The sequence below is a fragment of the Streptococcus sp. M334 genome (genome assembly GCF_000187745.1).
GTDB lineage: Bacteria > Bacillota > Bacilli > Lactobacillales > Streptococcaceae > Streptococcus.
The window spans coordinates 16,123-30,185 of sequence record NZ_GL732487.1; the positions used below are offsets into that span (position 1 = coordinate 16,123).

Here is a 14,063-nt window from a genome sequence, read left to right on the forward strand (position 1 = left end):
CCTCCTTAGTTCCCTATTGCAAAGGTAAGAGTACCACTAGCTGCAAGCTTGCCATCCACTTCAGCCTTTGCTTCAACCACGGCAATGGTACCGCGACGTTTTACAAAGGTCGCCGTCATAACTAATTGATCACCTGGTACAACTTGCTTCTTGAATTTAACCTTGTCCATACCAGCGTAAAAGACCAGTTTTCCTTTATTTTCAGATTTTGACAACTCCAAGACACCAGCTGTTTGCGCCAATGCTTCCATGATCAGAACACCTGGCATAACTGGATATTGAGGGAAATGACCGTTAAAGAAGGGCTCATTGATGGTTACATTTTTGATGGCAACAATAGTGTCCTCGCTCACTTCCAAGACACGGTCTACTAGGAGCATAGGATAACGGTGGGGAAGGGCTTCTTTGATTCCTTGAATATCGATCATTTGATACGTACCAATCCTTTACCAAACTCAACCATTTCTTCGTTAGAAACGAGAATTTCCGTTACCACACCATCCTTAGGAGCTGGGATTTCATTCATGACTTTCATGGCTTCGATAATGACCAATGTTTGACCTTTTTTAACACTATCACCAACTGTTACAAAGGCAGGTTTATCTGGACCAGCAGCCAAGTAAGCCACCCCAACAAGTGGGCTCTCTACAAGATCTCCCTCAGCAGCCACATTTGTTTCTGCTGGAGCTGGAACTTCTTCTGCTACAGTCTCTGCTGGAGCAGATGTAGGAGCTACTGGACTTGGTGTTGCTAGAACGGGTGCTGGAGCAACTTGAGGTGCAACTTCAGATACAAGTCTCGCTTCATTCTTGCTAAACTCCAACTCATCCGTCCCATTCTTATAAGAAAATTCTCTCAAACTTGATTGGTCAAATTGAGCCATCAAGTCTTTAATATCGTTTAAATTCATACTTACTTATTCTCCCAACGTTTGAAAGCAAGAACTGCATTGTGGCCACCAAAACCAAAAGTATTTGAAATAGCATATGGAATTTCTTGCTCCAAGCCTTGTCCATAAACGACATTGGCTTCGATATAATCTGATACTTCACTTGTTCCAGCTGTCATTGGTACAAAGTTATGACGCATAGCTTCAATTGTGACGATAGCTTCTACCGCACCTGCAGCCCCCAGCAAATGTCCTGTGAATGATTTAGTTGATGATACAGGTACTTCCTTACCAAGAACAGCCACGATCGCACCACTTTCTCCTTTTTCATTAGCAGGAGTTGACGTTCCGTGAGCATTGACATAGGCTACTTGCTCTGGAGAAATCTCAGCTTCTTCCAAGGCTAGTTTGATGGCCTTGATAGCTCCCTGACCTTCTGGATGTGGAGAAGTCATGTGGTAGGCATCACAGGTATGTCCATAACCAACCACTTCAGCAAGGATAGTTGCCCCACGTTTTTCAGCGTGTTCAAGGCTTTCAAGAACCAACATCCCTGAACCTTCACCCATGACAAAACCGTTACGGTCCTTATCAAATGGAATAGAAGCACGAGTTGGATCCTCTGTAGTAGAGAGAGCTGTCAGGGCTTGGAAACCAGCAATAGCAAAAGGTGTGATAGAAGCTTCTGAACCACCTACCAACATAACATCTTGGAAACCAAACTTAATGGAGCGGAAGGCATCCCCAATCGCATCATTTGATGAAGCGCAGGCAGTATTGATAGATTTACAAACACCGTTTGCTCCAAAACGCATAGCAACATTTCCTGAAGCCATATTTGGTAAGGCTTTTGGAAGAGTCAATGGTTTCACACGTTTTGGTCCTTTGTCATGGAGGCGAAGCACTTGATCTTCAATTTCTTTGATTCCACCAATACCTGAGGCAACAATAACACCAAAACGATCTTTATCAAGGGCCTCTACATCCAAATTGGCATGATTAACGGCTTCTTGAGCTGCGTACAAGGCATACAAAGAATAGTTATCGAAACGATTGGTATCTTTCTTAACAAAGTATTTATCAAAAGGAAAATCTTGGATTTCTGCCGCATTATGCACATCAAAGTCACTATGATCAAATTTTGTAATTTGACCAATTCCGATTTTTCCAGTTGTCAAACTATTCCAAAATTCTTCTGGTGTATTTCCGATTGGAGATGTTACTCCATAACCTGTTACTACTACGCGATTTAGTTTCATCTTTTTCACCTCTAGCTTTTGCTACATACTTAAGCCACCATCAATGGCAACCACTTGACCAGTTAGATAATCTTGGCCTGCTAAAAATACTGTTAAATCTGCAACCTGCTCTGCCTGCCCAAATTCTTTCATAGGAATTTGCGCCAGCATAGCATCTTTTACCTTGTCGGATAGAACAGCTGTCATATCAGATTCTATCATTCCTGGTGCGATCGCATTAACCCTGATATGGCGATTAGCCACTTCACGCGCCACAGACTTGGTAAAACCAATCAAACCAGCCTTAGAAGCAGCGTAGTTAGCTTGACCGATATTTCCCATCAAGCCAACAACACTAGACATATTAATGATAGCACCTTCTCTGGCTTTCATCATCGGTTTTAAGACTGATTGTGTCATGTTAAAAGCCCCAGTCAGGTTAACCTTGAGAACTTTTTCAAAATCTGCTTCTGTCATCTTGAGCATAAGGGTATCTTGGGTAATCCCTGCATTGTTGACCAAAACATCTACTGAACCCAGCTCTGCAATAGCTTGCTCAACCATACGTTTAGCATCTGCAAAATCTGACACATCTCCTGAAATAGGAACTACCTTGACACCATAGTCTGCAAACTCAGCGAGCAAGTCTTCTGAGATAGACCCACGACTGTTTAAGACGATGTTGGCTCCTGCTTGAGCAAACTTATGAGCAATGGCAAGACCAATACCACGACTCGAACCTGTAATAAAGATATTTTTATTTTTTAGTTGCATTCTTTTCTCCTGTTTCCTCTTGTATTTATGGGAGAAGGGATTACTCGTTTTCTAGCAAGGCTTCCAAGCTAGCCTGATCTTCAACATTGGCTAGTTTAGCTGTTTTATCAATTTTTTTGACAAAGCTTGACAAAACTTTCCCTGGTCCAATCTCGATAAAGTTGGTTACGCCTGCTTCTTGCATAACTGCAATACTTTCATAGAAACGAACTGGTTCCTTGACCTGACGCGTCAAGAGTTGAGCAATGTCTTCTTTTTGCATAACTGCAGCTTCTGTATTGCCAACTAGAGGACAAGTAAAATCTGAAAAACTTACCTGAGCTAGAGTTTCAGCTAGTTTCTGGCTAGCAGACTCAAGGAGAGCGGTATGAAAAGGTCCTGAAACCTTGAGTGGAATCAAGCGTTTGGAACCTGCTTCTTGCAAAAGTTCAACAGCTCGATCAACTGCAACCACTTCTCCACCAATCACGATTTGTGCAGGTGTATTATAGTTGGCTGGAGTAACTACTCCAAGTTCAGAAGCTTTACGACAGACTTCTTCAATAACCTCTACTGGCGTATTGAGAGCTGCGACCATCTTGCCAGATCCAGCAGGAGCTGCTTCTTCCATATAGGCTCCACGCTTAGCAACCAAGGCAACCGCATCTTCAAAATCCAAGGTGCCACTGGCCACCAAGGCAGAATATTCTCCAAGAGACAAACCAGCAACCATATCAGGCTGATAGCCCTTCTCTTGCAATAAACGGTAGATAGCAACCGAAGTCGCTAGAATGGCTGGTTGGGTATAGCGAGTCTGATTGAGTTTTTCTTCTTCCGTATCAATGAGATGACGCAAATCATAACCAAGCACCTGACTCGCTTGATCAATCGTTTCTTTGACAATAGGGTAGTGATCATATAGATCTCGTCCCATACCTAGATACTGGGCACCTTGGCCAGCAAATAAAAAGGCTGTTTTAGTCATTTCTTACAACTCCTGCCCAACGAGAGGCTTCTTCTTGAATTTTCTTAGCTGCTCCGTAATACAAATCTTTTAGGATTTCTTCAACGGTTTCTTCTTTGGAAACAAGGCCTGCAATTTGACCTGCCATAACAGAGCCACCATCCACATCTCCGTGAACAACCGCTTTGGCTAGAGCACCTGCTCCCATTTGTTCAAAAATTTCCAAATCTGGATTTTCTTGTTTAAAGGCGTCTTTCTCAGCTTTTTCAAAATCACGAGTCAACTGATTTTTAATCGCACGAACAGCATGTCCAAAGTGTTGAGCTGAAATCGTAGTATCAATATCTCGAGCTTTTAATATCTTGGCCTTATAATTTGGATGGGCATTAGACTCTTTTGCAACGACAAAACGAGTTCCAACCTGAACCGCCTCTGCACCTAGCATAAAGCCAGCCGCAGCACCTTCACCATCCGCAATCCCTCCTGCAGCAATAACAGGAATAGATACAGCAGCAGCAACCTGGCGCACCAAGGTCATGGTTGTTAATTTCCCAATATGTCCCCCAGCTTCCATTCCTTCTGCAATAACAGCATCCGCACCGATTTTTTCCATGCGTTTAGCTAGGGCAACACTTGGTACAACTGGAATAACTGTAATACCAGCTTCATGGAAACGTTCCATGTATTTGCTTGGATTTCCTGCTCCTGTTGTCACTACCTTAACACCTTCCTCGATAACAAGGTCTACAATATCTTCCACAAAGGGAGACAAAAGCATGATGTTGACACCAAAGGGTTTATCAGTCAATGATTTGATTTTATCAATATTTGCCTTGACAACTTCTTTAGGGGCATTCCCCCCACCGATAATCCCTAGCCCTCCAGCCTTGGAAACAGCCCCTGCCAAATCACCATCAGCAACCCAGGCCATTCCTCCTTGGAAAATAGGATAATCAATGTTCAATAATTCTGTAATACGCGTTTTCATAGTGCCTCCATCGTTTCTTGCTTACGTAATAGTTCGATATCGTCATAATTTGAAAATCAAACTATTGCCTAAACAAGAGGGAGCGGGTTTCCCTACTCCTTCTATCTATATTCTGTTTATTTTGTTTGCTCTTCAACGTAGGCAACCAAGTCACCAACTGTTTTCAAGTCATCTTCTGCTTCGATTTGGATATCAAAAGCATCTTCGATTTCTGAGATTACTTGGAACAAGTCCAATGAATCTGCATCCAAATCATCAAAAGTTGATTCAAGTGTTACTTCTGATGCGTCTTTCCCAAGTTCTTCAACGATAATTTCTTGTACTTTTTCAAATACTGCCATGATAGGACTCCTTTAAAATAAATAGTTTTTTATAACAATGTGTTCACCACATGATTACCTAAATTGTAAGAATGAGCGTGCCCCAGGTCAAGCCTCCACCGAAGCCTGATAGCAGAACAGTCTGACTACCATCTAAACGGATGAGGCCTTGTTCTACACACTCTGAAAGTAAAATCGGGATACTGGCTGCACTGGTATTTCCATATTCCATCATATTGGCTGGAAGTTTGTCTCGGTCGACACCGATTTTCCTAGCCATCTTATCTAAAATACGGTCATTAGCCTGATGAAGTAGCAGATAATCCAAGTCTGTCGCCTCTACAGGAGATTCTTCAATGGTCTGTTTGATAGACTTAGCTACATCTCGAATAGCAAAATCAAAGACTGCGCGTCCATCCATCTTCAAAAATGAATCTGCATTTTCTTGATTTGAAAATGGAGAATGTAGACCTGAATGTCCATAGGTCAGACACTCGCTGCGACTTCCATCACTATTGAGACTCTCAGCCAAGAAATACTCTTGCTCGCTAGCTTCTAACAAGACACCACCAGCACCATCTCCAAACAAAACAGCTGTTGATCGGTCCGACCAATCGACCGCTTTAGAGAGGGTTTCGCTACCAATTACCAAGCCTTTTTGAAAGCGTCCAGAAACGATAAACTTTTCAGCAGTTGAAAGAGCAAATACAAATCCACTACAAGCAGCTGTTAAGTCAAAAGCAAAGGCTTTTTTTGCACCGATATTAGCTTGAACACGAGCAGCTGTAGAGGGCATCATCGAATCTGGAGTAATGGTAGCTAGGATGATAAAATCCAACTCCTCTCCTGTGATTCCATCTTTAGCCATCAGTTTCTTAGCAACCTCTGTAGCCAAATCACTAGTAGATTCTATTCTTGAGATATGCCTTTGTCGTATTCCCGTCCGACTTGAAATCCACTCATCATTGGTATCCATAATCTGAGCCAAATCATGATTTGTAACCACTTGCTCTGGCACATAATGAGCAACCTGGCTTATTTTTGCAAAAGCCATTATCTCAAATCCTCCAAAAATTGATAAAGATTAGTCAAACCTTTGCTCATAACCTCAATTTCTTGCTTACTCATACCATCAATGATTTTTTCAACCATGGCCTTGTGGAAGCGTTTATGTAGCCTATGAACCAAGCGACCTTTCTTTGTCAAATGCAGATGCACCACACGTCGATCATGTTCTGAACGAATGCGTTCAATGTAACCCTTGCGTTCGAGATTATTCAAACTAGTCGTAACTGTCCCAAGAGTCACCATCAACTCTTTCGACACTTTACTTGGTGTTACATCTGGGAATCTCCCAATCACATCAATCGTATGCATTTCTTTGATGGAGACATCCTTGAAACGACTACCTCTCAAGCTAACTTCCTCAATGACGAGGACATTGTTAAATATAGATGTTAAATATTCATTAATTCGTTGGTAGTCCAATCTTTCTTTCCCTCCTTCTCAAAAAACTTTTACAATCAAAACATTTGACAAAAGAATTATATCAAACTTCAAAGAATGGCGCAAGTATTTTTTTATTTTCCTGTAAATTTAGGTCTTCTTCTCTCCGAATGAGCCCGAACTCCCTCTTTGAAATCCTCTGTTTTGGCCAGTGATTCCTGCAGATGCAGTTCTAAAACAGCATAATCTTGCCAATCTTTAAATTGGCTCTCCCAAACCAACTTCTTGATGGCTGCATAGGAATTACTTGAACCACGTCTTAATTTTTTAAGAAGCTGTTCTCTGGTTTTTTCTAACCTATCAGCTTCCGAAATACGGTAAACCACACCCCACTCTAGAGCTTTTTCTGCTGTTAAAGCCTCTCCTGTCATGGCTAGTTGAGCAGCACGCGTCACACCGATACTTCGGCTCAAGAGATGAATTCCTCCTGCATCTGGAGCCAAACCAACTCCAACAAAGGCTTGGATAAATTTAGCCTTATCGGTCGCTAAACAGAAATCTGCGGCAACAGCCATATTTGCTGCAGCACCTGCAACAGCTCCATCAACCTCCATCAAGACAGGTTTAGCAATTTGCTTGATTTTATAAGAAATAGCATTGACCAATTCTGCGATTTTCGTCAATGATGGAATATCATCTTCATCCACCGCCCGCTTCATCTCTACTAAATCTCCCCCAACTGAGAAGACTTTGCCATTCGCATTGATCAAGATAAAATGCACAGCTGAATCCTCTTCCGCCAGAGTCAAGGCTTCTAAAATTTCCTCACACATGGGAATATGGAAACCATTTGCGACCTCAGGACGATTCAAGGTAATAATTGCCAAATCCTCTTCAAGCTGATAAATAATATGTTCCATCTGGACTCCTTTTTTATTTTTATAAGCAAGTTAAATTATTTTGTTTTCAAAGTATATCTTTTTTATTCTAAAAAAGCAAGAATAAGAATGTAATAAGTGTCTCAGCCGATTTTAGATTCCTTATCTTTTCCTGTAAAATAGCTTATTTTCTTCATTGAAAAAAGGCTTTCTTTCTGCTATAATCGTATAAAATACTTACTTTAGGAGTTCTTATGAAAGTTGTTAAATTTGGAGGTAGCTCTCTTGCCTCTGCTAGTCAATTAGAAAAAGTTTTGAACATCGTAAAAAGTGATTCAGAGCGCCGTTTTGTAGTCGTTTCTGCGCCTGGTAAACGCAATGCTGAAGATACTAAGGTTACGGATGCCTTGATTAAATACTACCGCGACTATGTTGCTGGTAACGATATTAGCAAGAGTCAAAACTGGATTATCGACCGCTATGCCGCTATGGTTAGTGAATTGGGACTGAAACCAGCCGTTCTAGAAAAAATTTCAAAAAGTATTCGCGCCTTAGCCACTCTTCCTATTGATGAAAATGAATTTCTCTACGATACTTTCCTCGCAGCGGGTGAAAATAACAATGCCAAATTGATCGCTGCCTATTTTAACCAAAACGGTATCGATGCACGCTATGTTCATCCTAGAGAAGCTGGGATTGTGGTAACGAGTGAACCTGGCCACGCTCGCATCATTCCATCAAGTTATGACAAGATTGAGGAATTGACAAATACAAATGAAGTCCTTGTCATTCCTGGTTTCTTTGGAGTTACCAAGGAAAATCAAATTTGTACCTTCTCACGTGGAGGCTCAGACATTACAGGTTCTATCATTGCTGCAGGGGTTAAAGCTGATCTCTATGAAAACTTTACGGATGTTGATGGTATCTTTGCAGCCCACCCAGGAATTATCCACCAACCACACTCGATTCCTGAGTTAACCTACCGTGAAATGCGTGAGTTGGCTTATGCAGGATTCTCAGTTCTTCATGACGAGGCACTTCTTCCTGCCTACCGTGGAAAAATTCCTCTCGTTATCAAGAATACCAACAACCCTGACCATCCAGGCACTCGTATCGTTCTAAAACACAATAGTGATGAATTTCCAGTTGTGGGAATTGCTGGTGACTCAGGCTTTGTCAGCATCAACATGTCTAAATACCTCATGAACCGTGAGGTGGGATTTGGACGCAAGGTTCTTCAAATCCTTGAAGATCTCAACATTGGTTGGGAACATATGCCAACAGGTATCGACGATCTTTCAATCATCCTTCGTTCTCGTGAACTAACTCCTATCAAGGAAGAAGAAATCCTTCGTCAGTTGGTTCAAAAGGCTGAAGTAGACCATGCAGAAATCGAACACGACCTTTCAATCATTATGATTGTTGGAGAAAAAATGAAGAGTCATATCGGAGTAACTGCTACTGCGACACGTGCTCTATCTGAAAATAAGATTAATATCCAGATGATGTCTCAAGGTTCTAGTGAAGTATCTATTATGTTTGTTGTCCATAAGGACCAAGAGAAAGCAGCAATTAAAGCCCTCTACAATGCCTTTTTCGGTGAAAGTAAGGAAGTCTAATCATGGCCCAATCTCTTAACAAAACAGTGCTTCTCAATACGACAGGAACTTCTTACCTCTCTATAGCTGGGAAAGTTGGGAAATTTCTGGTCGGAGATCAGGCTTTGGAATTTTATCCAGATGTCAATGTCGAACAATTTATCCAGATTCCTTGGGACCATATCAACCAAATTGGAGCCAATGTCACTGGTCGCAAAATCAGTCGCCACTTCGAAGTCTTTACAGACAGAGGAAAATTCCTCTTTGCATCAAAAGACTCAGGTGCCATTCTCAAAATTGCTCGCGAAAAACTGGGCAACGACAAAGTCGTCAAGCTTCCGACCCTAATTCAGACCATTGGTCAAAAATTTAAAAATCTATTTGCAAAAAAGTAGAAACTTTAGTATAATCATAACAACGGATAAGTAGGTTATCTTCTTCTTTCAGAAAGTCTGCGGGTGCTGCGAGCAGATAGGAGGGATAGGTGAAATTCTACCGTTAGTAACAATTACATACACAATCAAGTGCACACCTGTGAAGTTGGATGGAACCGTGGCCCTGCCACTCCAACGCTTTATCAGGTGTGCTTTTTTCATAAAGGAGTTCTTATGTTAGATATCAAACGCATTCGTACAGACTTTGATGCTGTCGCAGAAAAATTGGCTACACGTGGTGTAGATGCTGCTGTTTTGAATGAGATGAAAGAAATCGACGCTAAACGTCGTGACATCTTGGTCAAGGTTGAAACTCTCAAAGCAGAACGTAACACAGTTTCAGCTGAGATTGCCCAAGCCAAACGCAACAAGGAAAATGCAGATGACAAGATTACTGACATGCAAAATCTATCTTCTGAAGTCAAAGCCTTGGATGCTGAATTGGCAGACATCGATGCTAAATTGACAGAATTTACCACTACTCTTCCAAACATCCCAGCTGACAGCGTTCCTGTTGGGGCTGACGAAGACGACAATGTGGAAGTTCGCCGTTGGGGGACTCCACGCGAGTTTGACTTCGAGCCAAAAGCTCACTGGGATCTGGGTGAAGACCTTGGTATCCTTGACTGGGAACGCGGTGGTAAGGTAACAGGCGCTCGCTTCCTCTTCTATAAAGGGCTCGGTGCTCGTTTGGAACGTGCTCTCTACAACTTTATGTTGGATGAACACGGAAAAGAAGGCTATACTGAAGTCATCACACCTTACATGGTTAACCACGACTCTATGTTTGGGACTGGTCAATATCCAAAATTCAAGGAAGATACTTTTGAACTCAGCGACAGCAATTATGTCCTGATTCCTACAGCTGAAGTTCCTCTAACAAACTACTATCGCGATGAAATCCTGGACGGTAAAGACTTGCCAATCTACTTCACTGCTATGAGTCCATCATTCCGTTCTGAGGCTGGTTCAGCTGGTCGTGATACGCGTGGTTTAATTCGTTTGCACCAATTCCACAAGGTTGAAATGGTGAAATTTGCCAAACCAGAAGAATCTTACGAAGAATTGGAAAAAATGACAGCCAACGCTGAAAATATCCTTCAAAAACTCAACCTTCCATACCGTGTCGTTGCTCTCTCTACTGGAGATATGGGCTTCTCAGCTGCTAAAACTTACGACTTAGAAGTTTGGATTCCAGCACAAAATACCTACCGTGAAATCTCAAGCTGTTCAAACACAGAAGATTTCCAAGCCCGTCGTGCTCAAATCCGTTACCGTGATGAAGCTGATGGAAAGGTTAAATTGCTCCACACCTTAAACGGTTCTGGACTTGCAGTTGGACGTACAGTGGCTGCTATTCTTGAAAACTACCAAAATGCAGATGGTTCTGTGACCATCCCAGAAGTTCTTCGTCCATACATGGGTGGAGCTGAGGTCATCAAACCATAAAAAAATAAGGTTTAGCTATTTCTAGCTAGACCTTTTTTCGTAACCAATTCAGATAAGCACCCAATACAAAGAATAAAATAGTTAGGCATATAATAGTTTCAGCCAAGACCAGATAATCTAGAAATGGAAGCTTCAATATTCCCTGAGCCATCTTGAGCGAGGTAGCCGTGATAATGGTTGGGAAGGTGAGGGCTGAGAAGGCTGGTTGAAAGCCTTGTTTTAAAATATTGGGCAGGCAAGTTAAAACAAAGAAAAAGAAGGATTGAGAAGCCAAAATCATAACGATTAAGACCCAAGTCGGTAGGCTGGCACCTCCAACCCGAACCAGGGAAGCCAAGAGTAGAGAGAAAGGAGCACAGTAGATTCCTTCCTGTCCAAGCATGGCTAGTGGGAGTGGATGTTGCTTTAAATCACTATAAATAAGGGGATAGAGATAGAAGGTCAAGAGAAAACCAAAACTCAAGGTCGCATAGGCAATCTCGATGATGCCCACAAGCGGATAGGTCAAGGCTGCCACTGCTATCCCCACATAAAGTACCGTCCAGCTAGGAGTGGAATGAACCCTCCGACCCGGATAGGCAAATTTGATAGTGAAGCCAGCAATCAGAGCCACATCCAAGAGAAATGAAAACCACCAGAGTCCCTGTGCTACCAAAGGAAGATGAGGGAATACGCGAAAGACATAAGTCGATAAAATCATCCCAGCCATGGGAAAGGTCGCCATTCCTGACAAAAGAGGGGGCTTGGTCAATTCCTGCTTGGTTTCCTTCCAATTAAAGAGATGCAAAATCAGAAAGTAAATCCACAAAATCAAACCTGCTAGACTCAACAGATGGGACAGAACCGGCAACGTATCTAAAATGAGATTTCCAGCTCCTGCTAAACCTAGCAAACAACCAGAAAATACTAAGGGGAGTTTTTTCATCCTAACCTCCAATAATCATGTTAGTTTCAGTATAGCATAAAAGCGCTTAAATGAGGACTTAAAAAACGAAGTCCGATTATTTCAGACTTCATTTTTTACTCAGATATGAATTAAGCATAAGGTTGCAATTCTGGGTTAATTGGGGTATTAGCTAGGTTGTTGGCATAGTTGCAAAGACTGGCAAGACTAACACCGAGAACCACATCCAAGGCATTTTGTTGGCTATAGCCAACTTCTAGAAACTCAGACAAGGCTTCATCGCCTACACGACCCTTGGTATTGATAACTGCCAAGGTAAACTTAGCTAGGGTGTCCAATTTAGGATCTGTTTCAATTGGAGTACGATTGCGGAGGGCTTGAAGCAGGTCATCATTCATTTGGATTTGTTTGATTGAAAATGCTGTGTGACCTGCGACGCAGAAAGCACAACCATTGGTCACAGCTGCCGTGATTTGCACTACTTCGCGCTCAACGGGGGTCAGGCTGTTGCGACGGTTGATAGCTCCGACAGTACGGTAAGCCTCTAAAGCAGTCGGTGCATTAGCCAAGAGACCGATTAGGTTGGGAATATAGCCATTGTTATCTTTTTCTACTGTTTCAAGAACTTCTTTCACTTCTGCTGGTGCTGATTCTACTGTATGAATTGTAAATGTTGTCATCATAAAACCTCTTTTCATGTTGTTGAAATCTAGTCTATCACAGATTCTATACCGTGTATAATATATATTTTAAATTGCATCGATAGAAATTTTTTATGAAAGCAAAAAATCACACGCGATGTGTGATTTCATTATTTGTCAAAATACTTTTTAGTTTCAGCAATAACGACTGGCGACAAGACTAAGAGGGCAATCAAGTTTGGCAGAGCCATCAAAGCGTTAACAATATCAGCAATAATCCAGACCATATCCAACTCGATAAATCCTCCCAGCAAGACCATGAGCACAAAAATCACACGGTAGAGCCAGATAAAACGAACACCAAAGAGGAACTCGAAACAGCGTTCTCCATAGTAGTTCCAACCTAGAATCGTTGTAAAGGCAAAAAGTACAAGGAAGATGGTTAAGAGGGCAGGCCCAAAATGTGAAAAGACTGTTGAAAAGGCTGACTGAGTCAAGGCAACTCCATTCAAGTCACTATTCCATACTCCAGTCACTAAGATGGTCAAACCAGTCAGAGTACAAATGATGAGGGTATCAATAAAGGTTCCTGTCATGGAAATCAAGCCTTGCTCTACTGGTTCATTTGTCTTAGCCGCAGCTGCTGCAATGGGAGCTGAACCCAGACCAGATTCGTTTGAGAAAACACCACGCGCCACACCATTTTGGATAGCCATCCGAATGCTAGCACCAGCAAATCCACCTACCGCAGCAACAGGACTAAAGGCTGATGTCAAGATTAAAGCGACTGTAGCAGGAAGTTTTCCAATATTGAAGAAAATAACTGTAAGCGTTCCCAAAATATAGATGATAGCCATAAAAGGAACAACAGTAGTTGAAACCTTTGAAATGGACTTGAGTCCACCAAAGACTGCAATCGCTACAAATACTGACAACACAAGAGCTGTGATGGCTGGCGAAATAGTCGTCGTATTTTGGATAGATTCTGTAATCGAGTTGACTTGGGTGAAGGTTCCGATTCCCAACAAAGCTACTAAGACACCTGCGATAGCAAAAAAGATGGCAAGTGGTCTCCACTTTTCTCCCATCCCTAGAAGGATATAGTGCATGGGACCTCCTGCAACAGCACCGTTATCGTCTTTAGTCCTGTATTTAATAGCTAATAAACCTTCTGCATACTTGGTAGCCATCCCAAAGAAAGCCGCCATCCACATCCAAAAGAGGGCTCCTGGTCCACCGACCTTGATAGCCGTCGCCACCCCGATAATATTTCCCGTACCAACTGTCGCTGCGAGGGCTGTACACAAGGCCGCAAAGCTGGATACATCGCCATGCCCCTTGTCCTTAGTAAAAATAAGCTGGAAAGCCTTGGGCAGACGCAAAACCTGCAAAAGTCCTAGACGAGCAGTTAGGTAAATTCCTGTTCCGACCAATAAAATCAAAAGGGGTGGGCCCCAAGCAAAAGCATCGATTGATTTAAGCAATTCTAACATTTCCTTCTCCTATCTTTTCAACCCCAAAAGAAAGAGCACATGCAAGATACATGTACTCTGGAATGCTT

Annotated in this window: 16 protein-coding genes; 3 read left to right on the top strand and 13 right to left on the bottom strand. The window is 42.2% G+C overall.

Annotated elements, in window-relative coordinates:
* Positions 1–5: 5 nt before the first annotated feature.
* From fabZ to HMPREF0851_RS08825, 10 genes are all read right to left on the bottom strand, one after another.
* Positions 6–428: a 3-hydroxyacyl-ACP dehydratase FabZ gene (gene fabZ / locus HMPREF0851_RS08780; protein WP_000565518.1), complete on the bottom strand. Its 423-nt coding sequence runs from the start codon at positions 426–428 to the stop codon at positions 6–8.
* Positions 425–910 (bottom strand): acetyl-CoA carboxylase biotin carboxyl carrier protein, encoded by a 486-nt coding sequence (accB, locus tag HMPREF0851_RS08785; protein WP_001052226.1) that lies wholly within the window; start codon positions 908–910, stop codon positions 425–427. The genes fabZ and accB overlap by 4 nt, the downstream gene beginning before the upstream one ends.
* Positions 911–912: 2 nt before the next feature.
* The gene (gene fabF / locus HMPREF0851_RS08790; protein WP_000774073.1) at positions 913–2,148 is read right to left on the bottom strand and encodes a beta-ketoacyl-ACP synthase II; all 1,236 of its coding nucleotides are present in this window, start codon (positions 2,146–2,148) and stop codon (positions 913–915) included.
* 21 nt (positions 2,149–2,169) lie between these two features.
* Positions 2,170–2,901: a 3-oxoacyl-[acyl-carrier-protein] reductase gene (fabG, locus tag HMPREF0851_RS08795; RefSeq protein ID WP_001176201.1), complete on the bottom strand. Its 732-nt coding sequence runs from the start codon at positions 2,899–2,901 to the stop codon at positions 2,170–2,172.
* Positions 2,902–2,941: 40 nt separating this feature from the next.
* Complete coding sequence (gene fabD, locus HMPREF0851_RS08800) at positions 2,942–3,865, bottom strand: ACP S-malonyltransferase (protein WP_000167640.1); 924 nt, start codon at positions 3,863–3,865, stop codon at positions 2,942–2,944.
* The gene (fabK, locus tag HMPREF0851_RS08805) at positions 3,858–4,832 is read right to left on the bottom strand and encodes an enoyl-[acyl-carrier-protein] reductase FabK (protein ID WP_000857445.1); all 975 of its coding nucleotides are present in this window, start codon (positions 4,830–4,832) and stop codon (positions 3,858–3,860) included. The genes fabD and fabK overlap by 8 nt, the downstream gene beginning before the upstream one ends.
* A 116-nt stretch (positions 4,833–4,948) precedes the next feature.
* Positions 4,949–5,173, bottom strand: coding sequence for an acyl carrier protein (locus tag HMPREF0851_RS08810; protein ID WP_000257838.1), 225 nt, complete (start codon positions 5,171–5,173; stop codon positions 4,949–4,951).
* Positions 5,174–5,231: 58 nt separating this feature from the next.
* Positions 5,232–6,206, bottom strand: a complete 975-nt coding sequence (locus HMPREF0851_RS08815; RefSeq protein WP_000852941.1) for a beta-ketoacyl-ACP synthase III — start codon at positions 6,204–6,206, stop codon at positions 5,232–5,234.
* Entirely contained in the window at positions 6,206–6,640 is a 435-nt protein-coding gene (locus tag HMPREF0851_RS08820) for a MarR family winged helix-turn-helix transcriptional regulator (RefSeq protein ID WP_000386359.1), read from the bottom strand. Before HMPREF0851_RS08820 ends, HMPREF0851_RS08815 begins: the two co-directional genes overlap by 1 nt.
* A 92-nt stretch (positions 6,641–6,732) precedes the next feature.
* Positions 6,733–7,518 carry an enoyl-CoA hydratase gene (locus HMPREF0851_RS08825; protein WP_000400067.1) on the bottom strand — a complete coding sequence of 262 codons (786 nt, stop codon included), beginning with the start codon at positions 7,516–7,518 and terminating at the stop codon, positions 6,733–6,735.
* 212 nt (positions 7,519–7,730) lie between these two features.
* Between HMPREF0851_RS08825 and HMPREF0851_RS08830 the strand changes: the two genes are divergently transcribed.
* The 3 genes from HMPREF0851_RS08830 to serS all read left to right on the top strand — a co-directional run bounded on the left by HMPREF0851_RS08830 (position 7,731) and on the right by serS (position 10,957).
* Positions 7,731–9,095, top strand: coding sequence for an aspartate kinase (locus tag HMPREF0851_RS08830; RefSeq protein WP_000869663.1), 1,365 nt, complete (start codon positions 7,731–7,733; stop codon positions 9,093–9,095).
* 2 nt (positions 9,096–9,097) lie between these two features.
* A complete protein-coding gene (locus tag HMPREF0851_RS08835) occupies positions 9,098–9,469 on the top strand; it encodes a DUF956 family protein (RefSeq protein WP_000079345.1) in 372 nt (123 codons plus the stop codon).
* Positions 9,470–9,682: 213 nt separating this feature from the next.
* Entirely contained in the window at positions 9,683–10,957 is a 1,275-nt protein-coding gene (gene serS / locus HMPREF0851_RS08840; protein WP_000884234.1) for a serine--tRNA ligase, read from the top strand.
* A 25-nt stretch (positions 10,958–10,982) separates the two neighbouring features.
* On the opposite strand, the gene HMPREF0851_RS08845 is transcribed toward serS, so the two are convergent.
* The 3 genes from HMPREF0851_RS08845 to HMPREF0851_RS08855 form a co-directional block, all read right to left on the bottom strand.
* Complete coding sequence (locus tag HMPREF0851_RS08845; protein WP_000735974.1) at positions 10,983–11,882, bottom strand: TDT family transporter; 900 nt, start codon at positions 11,880–11,882, stop codon at positions 10,983–10,985.
* A 110-nt stretch (positions 11,883–11,992) separates the two neighbouring features.
* Entirely contained in the window at positions 11,993–12,541 is a 549-nt protein-coding gene (locus HMPREF0851_RS08850; protein WP_009014261.1) for a carboxymuconolactone decarboxylase family protein, read from the bottom strand.
* 131 nt (positions 12,542–12,672) lie between these two features.
* Positions 12,673–13,995, bottom strand: a complete 1,323-nt coding sequence (locus HMPREF0851_RS08855; protein ID WP_000891465.1) for an alanine/glycine:cation symporter family protein — start codon at positions 13,993–13,995, stop codon at positions 12,673–12,675.
* Positions 13,996–14,063: the final 68 nt, after the last annotated feature.

Bases quoted from the DNA above. Each gene is read 5' to 3' on its own strand.
- HMPREF0851_RS08810 (WP_000257838.1), bottom strand. From the start codon at position 5,173: ATGGCAGTATTTGAAAAAGTACAAGAAATTATCGTTGAAGAACTTGGG.
- HMPREF0851_RS08855 (WP_000891465.1), bottom strand. From the start codon at position 13,995: ATGTTAGAATTGCTTAAATCAATCGATGCTTTTGCTTGGGGCCCACCC.
- fabG (WP_001176201.1), bottom strand. From the start codon at position 2,901: ATGCAACTAAAAAATAAAAATATCTTTATTACAGGTTCGAGTCGTGGT.
- HMPREF0851_RS08815 (WP_000852941.1), bottom strand. From the start codon at position 6,206: ATGGCTTTTGCAAAAATAAGCCAGGTTGCTCATTATGTGCCAGAGCAA.
- fabD (WP_000167640.1), bottom strand. From the start codon at position 3,865: ATGACTAAAACAGCCTTTTTATTTGCTGGCCAAGGTGCCCAGTATCTA.
- fabZ (WP_000565518.1), bottom strand. From the start codon at position 428: ATGATCGATATTCAAGGAATCAAAGAAGCCCTTCCCCACCGTTATCCT.
- fabK (WP_000857445.1), bottom strand. From the start codon at position 4,832: ATGAAAACGCGTATTACAGAATTATTGAACATTGATTATCCTATTTTC.
- accB (WP_001052226.1), bottom strand. From the start codon at position 910: ATGAATTTAAACGATATTAAAGACTTGATGGCTCAATTTGACCAATCA.
- HMPREF0851_RS08830 (WP_000869663.1), top strand. From the start codon at position 7,731: ATGAAAGTTGTTAAATTTGGAGGTAGCTCTCTTGCCTCTGCTAGTCAA.
- HMPREF0851_RS08835 (WP_000079345.1), top strand. From the start codon at position 9,098: ATGGCCCAATCTCTTAACAAAACAGTGCTTCTCAATACGACAGGAACT.
- HMPREF0851_RS08825 (WP_000400067.1), bottom strand. From the start codon at position 7,518: ATGGAACATATTATTTATCAGCTTGAAGAGGATTTGGCAATTATTACC.
- HMPREF0851_RS08845 (WP_000735974.1), bottom strand. From the start codon at position 11,882: ATGAAAAAACTCCCCTTAGTATTTTCTGGTTGTTTGCTAGGTTTAGCA.
- serS (WP_000884234.1), top strand. From the start codon at position 9,683: ATGTTAGATATCAAACGCATTCGTACAGACTTTGATGCTGTCGCAGAA.
- HMPREF0851_RS08850 (WP_009014261.1), bottom strand. From the start codon at position 12,541: ATGACAACATTTACAATTCATACAGTAGAATCAGCACCAGCAGAAGTG.
- fabF (WP_000774073.1), bottom strand. From the start codon at position 2,148: ATGAAACTAAATCGCGTAGTAGTAACAGGTTATGGAGTAACATCTCCA.